We start from the raw sequence: 14,417 nt of genomic DNA, 5'->3' as shown, positions 1-14,417 counted from the left end.
ATCCCGTATCATGACAATACGGGGGGAGGAAAAAATGAAACGCAATATCATCACATTTACATGCATAATGCTTGTAAATATGGCATTCAGCCAGGCGGTCAATAATGAAAATGTAGGGCGAGGTCATGATCCTGCACGGCGGGACTTTAGCCTTGCAAAAAATAATGATGCGCGCCTTGCGCCGCGTCTGCTCAATTATCAGGGATATCTTACGGACACATTGGGCAACCCGATCAATAATTCGTCCGTTTCGATGTCATTCGCTATATTCGATAATTCTTCCGGTGGTGCACAGAAATGGACAGAAACTCAACCATCAGTCAGCGTTGATAAGGGCATTTTCAACGTGCTCCTGGGCAGCGTCACTGCGATCCCGGACAGCGTTTTCCTGAACAGCACCGGTCGCTGGCTGGAATTATCTGTTGCCGGGCAAACGCTCACGCCCCGTACCCAGATCGTGTCTTCGGCGTATGCGTATACATCAACCTACTCGGATACCGCGGTCTATGCCCGAAACTCCGCACCGGATAATGATTGGATTTATCTTATTTCCGATGGCGCGGATACGACACTCCAGATGGGCGGCAGGTGGGGAGTTGCCCGTCCGGGCAATATGCTATATGGTACTGCCGACAGCACACACGTGAACCTCGGAGTAATCAGTACGACCGGGACCTTAGGTCAAAATAACAAATATTGCACAGTTGGCGGCGGCAATAACAACGCAGCGAGCTTGCCCGGTGCGACCGTGGCAGGCGGAGCCAGCAACACCGCCAGTAACACTTATGCGACCGTGGGCGGGGGATTAATGGATACAGTCAAAGCAATATTTGGTGGCGTCTCTTCGGGTTGGCACAATGTAGCAGGAGATCAAATTGGTGACACCGCTGCATTTGTTGGTGGTGGAAGGGATAACCTGGCAATTGCTAGCTACGCGACGGTGAGTGGCGGAACGAGTAACAAGGCAACAGCAAAATACGCAACGGTGAGCGGAGGATATTTCAATACAGCCGGATGGCTGTATGCGACCGTGGCGGGTGGAGATCACAACACTGCCAGCGGTCTGCATGCGGCTATTGGCGGCGGCTCTGATAATACCGCCAGCGGGGATCATGCGACCGTGGGCGGCGGGTCGAGCAATGCTGCCAGTGAGTACCAGTCAACCGTGGGTGGCGGCGAAGCCAATGGTGCCAGTGAATACTTTTCAACCGTAGGCGGTGGTTATTCTAACAGCGCAGAAGGCATTTATACCACCATTGCCGGCGGTTATGCTGATACGATTAGTGAGACTGGTCAGTATTCCTATCTTTTCGGCATCAACAGCAATCTCACTGAGGATTCCACATTTATGGTTGATTTACCGCATATCAGATTCGGCACCGAAACCAATGGTTATGAGTTTCCAATATCGCGGGGTACGAATGGCCAGTTATTGGCCACCGACAGCAGCGGACAACTGGCATGGAGTTTTGGCGGTTCAGAATGGATTTTTCGTGTTTCTGAAGGGGCGGATACAACCCTTCAAATGGGCGGCAAATGGGGTCTTGCCCGTGCCGGCAATATGCTTTATGGCATATATGACAGGACACATATAAACTTTGGAGTCGCTTGTACGACCGGCACAGATGGTGAGCACTTCGAATATTGTACTGTTTCTGGTGGACATCTCAACGCCGCCACTGGCACCGGTGCGGCAGTGGGTGGCGGAGAGCATAACTCTGCAGGCGAATATTCTACGATTGGTGGTGGTAAGTCCAACATTGCCAACGGCACCTATTCTACCATTGCTGGTGGATTTGATAACGATGCTGGAGAAAATTCCTCAACGATATATTCAACGATCGGTGGAGGGCATGTTAATTCTGCAAATGATTCAGGTTCCACAATCGGCGGCGGTGAGGCCAATCTTGCCGGCAAATATGGTACGGTTGCCGGTGGCAAATCAAATAGCACAATCCAAAGTTATGGTTCAGTTGGCGGTGGTTATTATAATAACGCCGAAGGTCCTTATGCTTCAATTGGCGGTGGTTACGAGAACTACGCAGCTCACTATTTTACTGCGATTGGCGGTGGGAGAGAAAACACTGCATATGATAGCAACGCGACCGTGGGCGGTGGTTTTTTGAATTATGCCGGCGGTAAATATTCTGCTATTGTTGGTGGTTACGCGGATACGATCAGTACGACCGGGGATTATTCCTATCTTTTCGGCATAAACAGCAATTTGACGCAGGATTCAACTATCATGGTCGATATGCCGCATGTCTGGTTCGGGGATGAGGCGACGGGTTACGAGTTTCCCAGGCAGCGAGGTGCGGATGGCCAGGTTCTGTATACGAATGCCAACGGTCAGCTGAACTGGACTTACGGTGTTCCTGATGCTGACTGGGTGATCACCGGTTCTGACATGTATTCTAATGTTTCTGGTAATGTCGGCATTGGAACTACATCGCCACGCGGAAAATTGGATGTTGATGGGTCTTCTGATATATGGCTGGTTGATGATGGACTGCAATCCGGTTCACAGAATATTCATATACCAGGTTCTGTAATTATAACCCCCTATGCAACAGGGAATGTTGCTTATTTTCAAGCAAGGCGTAGTGATAATTCTGGTTCAACAGAATTAAGGTTTCGAACCTTTAATAGCGGTTCTGTTACAGAAGCCATGCATTTAAGCAGTACGGGCCATGTTGGCATTGGCACGACCACTCCTGATACTACTCTCCATATTATTGGGAATATCAAAATGGCAGATGGTAATCAGGGTGCGGGTAAAGTTTTAACCTCTGACGCCTCGGGTCTTGGCACCTGGCAAAATACAGCCATGGATAATGACTGGAATTTTAGGGTTACTGATGGTAATGATACTACATTGACGACGAGTAGTACGTGGGGTCTTGCCCGTGCGGGCAATATGCTTTACGGTAACGCGGACAGCACGCATGTGAATCTTGGTGTTGCCTGCGCGACTGGCTTTTCAGGGCAGAATTATAAATACTGTACTGTGGCAGGTGGATACAACAACAAAGCCAGCAATCAGGATGCGACCGTGGGTGGCGGATGTAATAACACGGCCAGCGGCGCCATGGCGAGCGTGGGTGGTGGATTTAACAATACCGCCAGCAGCCAATTTACGACCGTGGCCGGCGGCTGGAACAACGTCGCCAACGGATCATTTGCCACCGTGGGTGGCGGAGTACAAAACTACAATGTCGGTAATTACTCGGTCATTGTCGGTGGTTATGCCGATACCATCACCACCACCGGGTTTTGTTCCTATCTCTTCGGAGTTAATAGCAATTTGACCCAGGATTCGACGTTCATGGTGGATATGCCACATGTCTGGTTCGGCACCGAGGCCATGGGTTATGAATTTCCCAGGCAGAGGGGAACGGATGGCCAGGCCATGGTCACAAATGCCAGCGGTCAATTGGCATGGGGTTCAGGTAGTTCTGATAATGACTGGAATTTTCTTATTACCGACACGGCTGATACAACTCTGCAAATGGGTAGCAGGTGGGGTCTTGCCCGACCGGGCAACACGCTATATGGTAATGCTGACAGCACGCATGTCAACTTTGGCGTTGCGTGCACGACCGGATCATCGGGTCAGAACTTTAAATACTGCACAGTATCTGGCGGGTACCTTAACAATGCCAGTGGTACGCGTGCGACCGTGGGCGGTGGGTATAGCAATACTGCCAGCGGTACCCATGCGACTGTGGGTGGTGGAATATCCAACAACGCCAGCAATTACGCTGCGACCGTGGGCGGCGGGCGTGAGAACAGTGCCAGTAATTACTATGCGACCGTAACCGGTGGGCGGGAGAACAGTGCCAGTAATTACTATGCGACCGTGGCGGGCGGGTATAGAGATACTGCTGCAGCATATTTCAGTTTTGCTGCTAATTACAGCACCATGGTCGCTGCCAGCGATACGAATTCAGCGGCTTTTACGACCAGCCATACAATTGCCAAGAACCAAGTACGCGCTGCGGCGTTTTCGACGGGCACATTGGATTTTGCAATGGACCATCCACATGATCCGATGAATAAGATCCTCAATCAGTACGCGGTAGGTTCGGATGAAGTTATGCTCATGTACTGCGGTTCGGTCGTACTCAATGCAAATGGTCGTGCAACTGTGGATCTACCTGATTATTTTGACGATATCAATCGCAATCCGCGCATCCAATTGACCGGTGTTGGGACATATGAGATATACATAGCCGAAGATATTACAGGTAATCGTTTCACGATCGGTGGTAGGCCCAATACCAAAGTCTACTGGACTGTCACGGCCGAACGCAAGGATATTCATGCCGAGATTGCGCGCATCCAGACACCGGTCGTACAGGAGAAGAAGGGCGGATTGCGCGGTCATTCCATCGACGACGACGCCATGATCGGCATTTACGATGGTCTCAATCAGAAAAATCCGGACCTCTTCAAGTTCAAGACCGAAGAAGGCCGCGGCGTGCATGAACAAGCGAAAAGGATCGTAGACGGTGATCAGTAATCCGTAGTCCCAAATAAGAGCATTTTGTCATTCCGTGTTTACTAACAGTCTCGAGGTAAACGAAGGGACACGGAATCCAGTTTTTATTCCTGGACTCCTGCTTCCTCAGGAGTGACAAAAAAGATGTTGACATTACGACCTAAACAATACTAACGATTTAAGCGCTCCAAACGATCTCAACGAGATTAACGCTCTGAACGTTTTAACGCCATTGACTTAAGTCCCACGCTGAATAAACTGTTAATCAGTAATCGGTTAATTACTAAATTACATAATTACATAATCACATAATCACCAGAAAAAAAGGGAGGTTTTATGATTAACAAATCGGGAATATGCATAGCAATTATTCTGGCAGTCGCTTTCAGCCAGTCAGTCTTTAAAAACGAAGGCAACGCGCGCCTTGCGCCGCGCCTGCTCAATTACCAGGGTTATCTCACGGACACACTGGGCAATCCCATCACCAATCCCGCGGTCTCCATGACCTTCGGCATCTGGTCATCGTCCGGCGGCGGAACGCAGCTGTGGTATGAAACACAGCCGATAAGCATCAGCAAGGGTATTTTCAGCGTGCTCTTGGGGACTCTTACGCCGATCCCGGATACGGTGTTCACGAAAAGCGTGGACCGCTGGCTGGAACTGACCGTTGCCGGCATTACTCTGGCGCCGCGCACCAGGATCGTGTCGGTTCCGTATGCCTATACCGCGACCAATTCGGACACGGCGGCATACGCGCGTCTCTTGCAGGGCAAGGACACGACGGCCCTGGACGCGCGGTATGTCAATGAAAGCCAGGTGAATTCCATCTTCACGCCGATGATCATTGACACCGCGGTGACCATGGCCAAGATCGCGCGCGCCGGCGCTTCGACCAATCAGGTTATCAAGTGGACCGGTGTTGCCTGGCAGCCCGCGACCGATGTCGTCGGCGCCGACGCCGATTGGAATTATCTTATTTCCGACGGCGCGGATACGACGCTCCAGACCGGCGGCCGGTGGGGTCTTGCCCGCGCCGGTAACGTTCTGCTTGGCAACGCCGACAGCACGCACGTGAATTTCGGCGGGGCCTGTACTACCGGCGTCGCGGGTCAAAATTACAAATATTGCACGGTTGGCGGCGGGCTTTATAATATCGCCGGTAACTATTATGCGTCTGCATTTGGCGGGATTAGAAATCGAGCCGGCGGCTATGCCGGAACCGTAGGTGGTGGGTTTGGCAACACCGCCAGCGGCAATTATGGATCCTTGGCCGGAGGAGCCAGCAACACGGCCTCTGGGGATTATTCGACCGTGGCCGGAGGATACGCCAATGTCGCGAACAACGCCTGGGCGACCGTTGGCGGAGGTTATGCGGATTCGGCAAAAGCTTACTACGGCGGCGTGGGTTCCGGCTACTCCAACCTCGCCGGCGATGTTGTGACAGATACTGCCGCGGTCGTGGCTGGCGGCAAGGACAACTCCGCAATCGATAAATATACATTCGTAGGCGGAGGATTCAATAACACTGCCAGCGGTTATATTGCGACTGTAAGCGGCGGGAACAACAACGTTGCCAGCTATGACTATGCGACCGTAGCCGGGGGGATCGGCAACACGGCCGGCGCGGGTTATGCGACCGTGGCCGGCGGAGGGAACAACGCGGCCTACAGCATGCTGACCACCGTTGGCGGGGGATGGTCTGACACTGCCAATGGATACGCGGCGACCGTGGCCGGCGGATATTCCAATTACGCGGGTAGCGCCTACTCGACCGTGGGCGGGGGATATAATAACACCGCGATCAACCAGAATACGACCTTGAGCGGCGGGATGAACAATATTGCCGGCGGGAACACGTCAACCGTGGGCGGGGGATCTGGCAATGATGCAACTGGACCTTTCGCGACGATCGCCGGAGGGCAAGCCAATCTTGCACTCGGTGAGCAATCGACTATTGGCGGAGGTTATGGAGATTCGGCATGGGCGACATTCAGCGGCGTGGGTTCTGGCTGGAAAAACCGGGCCGGGGACGCGGATACCGATACCGGCGCGACCGTGGCCGGCGGCTGGAACAATTCAGCGATCGCAAAAGGTGCGTATGTGGGCGGTGGATTTGGCAATACTGCAAGCCGACCTTTCGCGTCCATTTCCGGAGGTTGTGCGGATTCGGTAAAAGCCCCATATGGCGGTGTTCTGTCCGGCTATAGCAATCTAGCGGGTGATGCATCGAGCGATACCGGCGCGATCGTGGCTGGCGGCTGGAACAATTCCGCGCTCAGTCGATATGCATTCGTAGGCGGGGGAAGCAATAACAGTGCCAGCTACCAATATGCGACCGTGGCAGGAGGTAAGAATGATACCGTCTATGCAGATTACGCGACCGTGGGCGGCGGGATGAATAACTATGCCGGCGGCTACTATGCGACCGTGGCCGGAGGAGCGTATAACCGCGCAAACTCTTTTTATGCGACCGTGTCCGGCGGGGATCATAATATCACTGGCAGTAGCTTTTCAACCGTTAGTGGAGGAGTTTTGAACTATGCCGGCTACTGTGCGACCGTGGCCGGAGGGGCTGATGATACTGCTGATGGTAGTTATAGTTTTGCGACCGGAGAGCATTCTGTAGTTCCTATATATTGGAGAAACTCCGCCGCTTTTAACGGGACAACGGCAAGCGGCGACGATCAGCTACGCTGCTATCAGGTGGTTCAGGGATTTGCCGGTTTTGCCGTGGATCACCCGCTTGATCCGGACAACAAGATCCTCAATCAGTATTCCATGAATTCGTCGGAAGCGGTGATGTTTTATCGAGGCTCGGCAATGATCGGCTCCAAGGGCCGGGTGGATGTGCAGCTGCCGGATTATTTCGACGCCTTAAATAAAAATCCCATGATCCAATTGACCGGCGTCGGCACTTCGGACGTTTATATTGCCGAGGACGTCAGCGGGAATCATTTTGCCATCGGCGGCAAGCCCGGAACCAAGGTTTACTGGACCGTCACCGGCGAACGCAAGGACGTGACCGCCGAGATCTGCAAAGCGATGACACCCGTGGTGCAACCCAAGTCCGGCGCTCTGGCCGGCCGTTCTTTGGACGACGTCGGTTTGATCTACGGCAAGGACCTGCTTGATAAAAACGGGGACGGCAGAAAATTTCAGTTCCGCACCGAGGCAGGAAGAAAGAGACATGAGGATATAAAACGGATGCTGCAGGAAAACGGAAATTAATAGTCTATTAGTTTCTCTTGTTTTTTTCGTTTATCTGGTGAAATAAAAAACTAGATTTTGAGGTCATTGCGAGCACTCTTTGTGCGCAACCTTTCACCCCCTCCTTTTTCCTCCCCCCTCGAGGGGGAGGGTAAGGGTGGGGGGGATAACTGGAGTCCTGAGGAACGAGGAGCGGTAATCTCAGGTGTTTTGCTTTTTATTCTTTATCGTTTAAATCAGAAAGATAAAATAGTTTCTTGCTAAATATTACTATTTAGTTATACTGGTTTATGTCTTCCCGGCGCGCTAGCGCTCTCTCCCGATCATCGAAGATGATCCAATACCGTTCGCGTAGCGAACCATGAGCGCGAATAATTTTCGCTTTCTTTTCGATCGCGCTCTCGCGGATCTTTTCCGCGAAGCTCTGGGAAAGTTCTGGACCGACCCGCGCGCGGCATGGTCTTTTTTCCGTATCCTTCTTTATCAAAGGCAAGCGCGGCAGAGGCGCAGGCAAAACGAACAGCGCGGCCTGATCGTACCGGCGGTCATGATCATCAGCATCACACGGCAATGCAACCTGCGCTGCGTCGGCTGTTATTCACGCCTTCTCAGGTCAGAAGAAAACAATAGAAAAAACGAACTCAGCCCTGACCGGTTGCGCTCCCTGCTCAAAGACGCGTCAGAACTTGGTATCTCGGTGGTCTTCTTAGCCGGCGGAGAACCCCTGCTTCGGCCCGAGATCCTGAATATCACGGCCGAATTCCCGGAGATTGTGTTCCCTTTGTTCACGAACGGTACGCTCGTGAATGAAGATTGGGGCATGTTCCTGCGCCGTCATGAAAATATCATCCCGGTACTAAGCCTGGAAGGCCTGCCTGAAGATACTGAGGACCGCCGGGGACGCGGCATCCTGGCGCAGCTCGACCGGGCGATCAGTGTCTTCCGCGCAAAAAAGCTTTTCTGGGCCGTATCGTTCACGGTCACGAGCCTGAACTTTTCGGCGGTCGCGAACCGTGATTTTCTCGAACGGCTCGTTACCCTGGGCAGCCGGGCTTTTTTCTTCGTCGAATACGTGCCGATCCAGGAAGATTCTGAAGGATTGGTCCTGACCGAGGAACAGAAACGGGAAATGATCGAACTTGTCGCGGGATTCAGGCAGAGCGTGCGCGCGCTCTTTGTCATGCTGCCGGGCGACGAGACCGAATTCGGCGGATGCCTGGCTGCCGGCCGGGGATTTATCCATGTTAATGCCGACGGCGATGTGGAACCGTGCCCGTTCGCCCCGTATTCAGACACTGATGTCCGCGATGGTACACTAAAGCAAGCCCTTGGGTCAAAGTTGCTCGCTGCGATTCGCGAGCACCATCAGGATCTGAAGGAAACCACGGGCGGCTGCGCTCTCTGGGCGCAAAGAGAATGGGTAAAGCAGCTGATGATGGAAAAAAAACAGTCTATTTAGTTTTTCATGTCTTTTTCGTCTATCTGGTTAAACCAGATAGACCAGATAAACTAAATGTTATATGTATCTGCATCTTGACAAACGTTCGCATTTGTTATATAGTTATATTAAGAAAGACGAGAGATAGCGACTGAATAGAAAAAGACAGTCGTTACAAGCTCAGAAGCAAACAATAAATCGGGATCGCATCGAGTATTGGATTTCGTAAGGGGTTCATCTGCAAATACTGAAGCTAACCTGATTGCAACCGAAGGAGGCTGGTCATGAAAGAGCTTGTGGAAATCATTGTAAAAGCGTTAGTGGATAATCCGGAAAAAGTTGTGATAAAAGAAATCTCCGGCGACAAGAGCATTATTTATGAACTCAGGGTCGGCGAAGGCGATATGGGTAAGGTGATCGGTAAAAAAGGCAGAACAGCAAGCGCGATCAGGACGATCATTGCCGCCGTGGCAATGAAGCAAGGAAAACGCGCGGTAATAGAGATCCTCGAATAAAGAATATTCGTTCTTTATTCTGTCTACCCCGTTAGACACGGAATCTAACGGGGTTTTTTTCCGCGTATGCGGGAATCCTGTATTTCTGCTTGTGCAGTTGTCAATTACCTAATTGCTATAGTGTACCCAATAAAGGAGGACTTCATGAAGTCCAAAAAATTAATGATAATTAGTATTATATCTGTTATTCTGGCATTCAGCCAAACAGTTTTTAAAAATGAAGGTAATGCGCGCTTTGCACCGCGCGTGCTCAATTACCAGGGCTATTTAACCGACACGCTCGGCGCTCCGATCACGAATCCGTCGATTTCGATGTCATTTGCTATATTCAATGCCATATCTGGTGGCACTCAAAAATGGTCTGAAACTAAACCTGCGGTAAGTGTTGACAAGGGGATATTCAACGTGCTCCTGGGAACTAATACGCCGATCCCGGATTCGGTGTTCACGGCCAGCATCAGCCGTTATCTGCAATTGACCGTTGCCGGGCAGGTCGTATCGCCCCGGACCCAGATCGTATCATCGCCATACGCGTATACATCAACTTATTCTGATACGGCTATTTACGCGCGTAGCGCCAAGTCAGATACGGACTGGATTTTTTCCGGCAACAACATCTATTCTGGTGTCTCGGGCAATGTTGGTATCGGCACGGGGGATCCGGGAGCGATTCTTACTGTGAACGGATCTGGGTCGAATTACGGCAATGGAATTCGTATAACGAACGGAGCCAACTACTGGGAAAGCGTTCACGATGGCGCCCAAGGGCTTACTTTTGGATACAATGGCGCTGATAAATTTGTCATCAGCCGATCCGGCAAAAGTTACTTTACATCTGGCAATGTCGGCATCTTGACGGCGAACCCGGCAGCAACGTTTGCGGTATCAACCGGAGATGACAGAAAGCAGTTTGTGATCGATCCTTTTGTTGATGCATATACGGTAAAAATAGGAATGCCTGATTGGTATGGCGTGGGTCAATTGGCGATTGTTAACGGCGCCGAACGAATGCGTATCGATCAAAATGGCAACGTCGGCATCGGGACAACCAGTCCGAGTAACCTTTTACACGTGAACGGAACCACAAGAACCAACGGCTTGTTGATACCTACTGGCGCCGCGAGTGGCTACGTGCTCACCTCCGACGCTGGTGGAGCCGACACCTGGCAAGCACCGAATTCGCATAACCATTTGGGCCAAACCTGGAGCAGTGCTTCTTCTCTTTTAGGCTTAAGACTGAATCTTAATGTAACCAGTAATTCAGCCGTAGTTGGTATAAGAGATAGCGTTACTAACAGTGGCGGAGGACAATGCTATGGTGGTTTATTTTACGCTGGTGGCGCGGCGGGCGGTCGTAATATCGCATTAGCTACGAGTGCTTATTCGCCGGCAGGTAACTTCAACGATGCTTATGGCATTAGTGTATATAGCGAACATGACGGCACCTATTTTGCTTATGGCGGTCGATTTTCTGCCTATGGCGCGGGAACGGGTAATAAATATGGTATATATAGTGAGGTATCTGGCGGGGGTACTCTATGGGCCGGGTGGTTCGATGGCAATGTTCATATTACCGGCAGCCTGAGCAAAGGCAGCGGTTCGTTCCTAATCGATCACCCGCTGGATCCTCAGAACAAGACCCTGCGGCATAATTTTGTGGAGTCGCCGGAGAACCTGTGCCTGTACCGGGGTAAAGTCAAACTGAACTCGTCCGGCGAGGGCAGGGTTGAAATGCCGTCCTACTTCAGGGCGCTGACAAAAGAAACTGAGGCAACCGTGACGCTGACGTCCATTGGCAGGCCGTTCAACACCGGGTATGACTGGAACAAAGGTTATACAGTGTTTACGGTCTACGGCGAACCCAACCGTGAAGTTTCCTATATCGTAATGGCTGATCGGGACGATCCGGTGATTAAGCAATTATACAAGCCGGTGGAGGAGGAAAAAGGCAACGGTAATTTCACCAAGGGAAAATTGCTATATCCCAAGGCCTATGGGTATCCCGAGGAAATGGGCGAGGAATACGAGAACCGGCGGGATCAAGATGTTGCTGCCCGGGCCGATGCCGGGAAATAATAGAGAATAAAGTATAGTCTATTTAGTTACTCCTGTCTTTTTCGCCTATCTGGTATAAACTAAATAGACCAGAAAGACCTGTTTTTGAGGTCATTGCGAGCTCCATTAATGTCATTCCCGCCCCGTATCGAGTACGGGGTAAACTCCAACGGGAATCCAGTGTTTCCCTTTTTGTCATTGCGAGCGTGTTGGGTGCGAAGCAATCTCAGCTTTTAAGTCATGTAGCAATTTAATTACATAATTACTTAATAACTATTAATGTTTTCGTCTTCTAGCGTTTTTACCCACCATAATTCCGGATAAGATTCAACAACCTTTTTTCTTAAATCTTGGTCCATAATCTGTACCGGTATTTTTGCCCCCTGTCCGCCGTACCACTTATCGAAATCCATCTTTTTAGCGGCGACGCGTTGGTATGAGTAGATGGAATCTATGCGATGGATCAGTTTTATGATCTTAAATTCGACATCGTCCTCGATGATATCATGGTATATTTCACCGGCTTTCATACCTGAAAAGATCTTCAGCATTGGATCGTTTTCCTGGGAATCACCGCTGGGTGGGTATTCTTGCAGGATCGAAGGCGGCTGCGATCTTACCACTCTAAAAGTGTCTACTGAGTATGCAAGCTTGCAGGCGCGCGCCACCGCGTCAAACGGCATCCCCGTGAGCGCAAGTCGATGCGCGCGTTCGATCCTGGTTCGCTCGCTCTTGTGAATGTCCACGTCCCGGCTGAACCAGGCGTGCAATTTATAATTGATGATTTTTGGCTGCAGATATATGCGTTCATATGACCGGATATCGTGGCCGAAGATCTGTTTGATCTTTGCCAGGATTTCAGGCGCCTTGCTGGTTTTGCTGGCATGTTGATCCAGGGCTTTTAAGTCTTCGGGTGCGGCGGCAATTCCGTGCATGCGCGCGACTTCAGTTTCAAAGGCGTCGTTGATGAGCGCGACCAGTGCCGCCTGTTCGGTAAACGCTGTGTCGCCATACGCTTTTTCGATCGCTATTTTGTATGCAAGGTCGGCGCGGGTAATGCATGTTTCCGCGACGACCGCTAATGTTCGATGATCGTCCGATCCGCAAGAAATGATGGCGATGAACGTAAACAACAACAATACGGTCAATACTCTCGGAATTTTTCGGTTCTTCGCAGTGGCGATCGCCGGCATTAATTTTTCATGTGAAGATAGTATTTAACCAGCAGGGATTGATATTCCTCGTTCTTCTGGTCACCGCCGTTCCCGCCGATCGCGTAAATTTTACTGCTTACCACGCAGGCGCCAAAAGCGGCGCGTGCCGTGGGCATGCTTACCCGCGTCTGCCAGGTATTTGTGACCGGGTCATATTCTTCATTCGTCGCTGCTGAGCCAGTATTCCATCCACCCAGGGCATACACCTTGCCGTTCGCCCCGACCGCTGCCAACCCAAAACGTGCCGTGGGCATGTTCGCTCGCGTCTGCCATGTGTTCGTTACAGGATCATATTCTTCGTTTGTTTGCAAGGGATTGTTCGAGCCATCCTGCCCACCGATCGCGTAGATCTTGCCATTAACCGCCACCGCAGCTAGATATCTGCGCCCAGTGGGCATGTCGGCTCGAGATCGCCATGTGTTAGAGTCCGGGTTGTATTCGTAATTGCCTGTTTGAGCGCCGGAACCGCCGCCGATAACATAGATCCTGCCGTTGACCGCGCAACATCCAAAAAACTGGAGCGAAATAGGTGCATACGCCCTGACCTGCCAGGTGTTAGCGATGGGATCGTATTCTTCGGTGAAACTGCCACCGGCCCAACCACCGATCGAGTAGATCTTACCGTTGATAGCTGCGGCGCCAAACCCCGCATGGTTGGCAAGCATGACTTCACGGGGTCGCCAGGTGTTCGAGACCGGGTCATATTCTTCGTTAGTATTTATGGGAACATTACCACCAAGGAGTCCACCCAAGGCGTATATTCTGCCGTTAACTTCTACAACGGCAAGCTCGCTGCGCCCGGTGGGCATGTCAGCCCGTGTCTGCCATGATTCAGGCCGCGTGAAGTCGCTATAAAGATCTATGTACGTGTATCCGGGCGGCGGAGTCGTCGTCGGTCCTAGTATGCAGTACCCCTGGGGTACGCCCGTGGTTGGTGCCGCGCGTGCGTATTGGGCAGTATCAGAATAGGTGGATGTATAAGCGTAGCCCATGGAAACGATCGGTGTCCGGGGTGATACGACCTGTCCCGCAACGGTCAATTGTAGATAACGGTTGGTGCTTGCCGTGAATACAGAATCCGGGATCGGCGTGACGCTGCCCAGGAGCACGTTAAAGATGCCCTTGTCTACGCTGACTGAGCTTTGAGTCTCGGTCCATTTCTGAGAACCGCCGGAAGGACTGTCGAATATTGCAAATGATAGCGAAAGAGACGAATTCGTGATCGGGTTGCCGAGCGTGTCAGTAAGATAACCTTGATAATTGAGCAGGCGGGGCGACAGCCTTACCACATCGGATTTCTTTACGACTTTTTTTTGCGCGAAGCCAAGCGACAAAAAAAGCACAAGACATACAAGAAATCTATTATTCATGTTTCCTCCCTCATTATTATACACTATAATTTTACTTATTATATTATGTAGGTCAATAGCGTTTCCCGCTTTCCGCGCTTTACGCCTCCCCGGCTCGCAGAACCCTAAGCCGCGCCA

8 protein-coding genes are annotated in these 14,417 nt (G+C 51.4%); 5 read left to right on the top strand and 3 right to left on the bottom strand.

The window, feature by feature from the left end; genetic code table 11:
* The first annotated feature begins 34 nt into the window (after positions 1–34).
* Positions 35–4,522, top strand: coding sequence for a hypothetical protein (locus VF399_06095; GenBank protein HEX7319910.1), 4,488 nt, complete (start codon positions 35–37; stop codon positions 4,520–4,522).
* A gap of 315 nt (positions 4,523–4,837) precedes the next feature.
* Positions 4,838–7,729: a hypothetical protein gene (locus VF399_06090; GenBank protein ID HEX7319909.1), complete on the top strand. Its 2,892-nt coding sequence runs from the start codon at positions 4,838–4,840 to the stop codon at positions 7,727–7,729.
* A 253-nt stretch (positions 7,730–7,982) separates the two neighbouring features.
* Here VF399_06090 and VF399_06085 read toward each other — a convergent pair whose 3' ends face one another.
* Positions 7,983–8,279 (bottom strand): hypothetical protein, encoded by a 297-nt coding sequence (locus tag VF399_06085; GenBank protein HEX7319908.1) that lies wholly within the window; start codon positions 8,277–8,279, stop codon positions 7,983–7,985.
* On the opposite strand from VF399_06085, the gene VF399_06080 reads away from it, so the two are divergent.
* The 3 genes from VF399_06080 (at position 8,256) to VF399_06070 (ending at position 11,737) form a co-directional block, all read left to right on the top strand.
* Positions 8,256–9,167 (top strand): radical SAM protein, encoded by a 912-nt coding sequence (locus tag VF399_06080; GenBank protein HEX7319907.1) that lies wholly within the window; start codon positions 8,256–8,258, stop codon positions 9,165–9,167. The two genes, VF399_06085 and VF399_06080, sit on opposite strands and share 24 nt — an antisense overlap.
* A gap of 263 nt (positions 9,168–9,430) precedes the next feature.
* The gene (locus VF399_06075; protein HEX7319906.1) at positions 9,431–9,661 is read left to right on the top strand and encodes a KH domain-containing protein; all 231 of its coding nucleotides are present in this window, start codon (positions 9,431–9,433) and stop codon (positions 9,659–9,661) included.
* 144 nt (positions 9,662–9,805) lie between these two features.
* On the top strand, positions 9,806–11,737 hold the full coding sequence (locus VF399_06070) for a hypothetical protein (protein HEX7319905.1): 1,932 nt from the start codon (positions 9,806–9,808) through the stop codon (positions 11,735–11,737).
* 245 nt (positions 11,738–11,982) lie between these two features.
* Here the strand turns inward: VF399_06070 and VF399_06065 are convergent, their stop codons facing one another.
* Both VF399_06065 and VF399_06060 read right to left on the bottom strand, forming a co-directional pair.
* The gene (locus VF399_06065) at positions 11,983–12,909 is read right to left on the bottom strand and encodes a hypothetical protein (GenBank protein ID HEX7319904.1); all 927 of its coding nucleotides are present in this window, start codon (positions 12,907–12,909) and stop codon (positions 11,983–11,985) included.
* Positions 12,909–14,300 (bottom strand): kelch repeat-containing protein, encoded by a 1,392-nt coding sequence (locus VF399_06060; protein ID HEX7319903.1) that lies wholly within the window; start codon positions 14,298–14,300, stop codon positions 12,909–12,911. Before VF399_06060 ends, VF399_06065 begins: the two co-directional genes overlap by 1 nt.
* Between the last annotated feature and the right edge of the window lie 117 nt (positions 14,301–14,417).

This window comes from bacterium (assembly GCA_036382775.1).
In the GTDB taxonomy this organism is placed as follows: domain Bacteria; phylum Hydrothermota; class Tepidihabitantia; order SM23-42; family JAOAFX01; genus DASVHD01.
The sequence above is the reverse complement of the archived record's forward strand: the minus strand, read 5'-3'. Positions and strand labels throughout refer to the sequence as shown.

Excerpts from the sequence above, each read along its gene's own strand:
- VF399_06095 (HEX7319910.1), top strand. The coding sequence starts at position 35 with ATGAAACGCAATATCATCACATTTACATGCATAATGCTTGTAAATATG.
- VF399_06090 (HEX7319909.1), top strand. The coding sequence starts at position 4,838 with ATGATTAACAAATCGGGAATATGCATAGCAATTATTCTGGCAGTCGCT.
- VF399_06080 (HEX7319907.1), top strand. The coding sequence starts at position 8,256 with ATGATCATCAGCATCACACGGCAATGCAACCTGCGCTGCGTCGGCTGT.
- VF399_06075 (HEX7319906.1), top strand. The coding sequence starts at position 9,431 with ATGAAAGAGCTTGTGGAAATCATTGTAAAAGCGTTAGTGGATAATCCG.
- VF399_06070 (HEX7319905.1), top strand. The coding sequence starts at position 9,806 with ATGAAGTCCAAAAAATTAATGATAATTAGTATTATATCTGTTATTCTG.
- VF399_06065 (HEX7319904.1), bottom strand. The coding sequence starts at position 12,909 with ATGCCGGCGATCGCCACTGCGAAGAACCGAAAAATTCCGAGAGTATTG.
- VF399_06060 (HEX7319903.1), bottom strand. The coding sequence starts at position 14,300 with ATGAATAATAGATTTCTTGTATGTCTTGTGCTTTTTTTGTCGCTTGGC.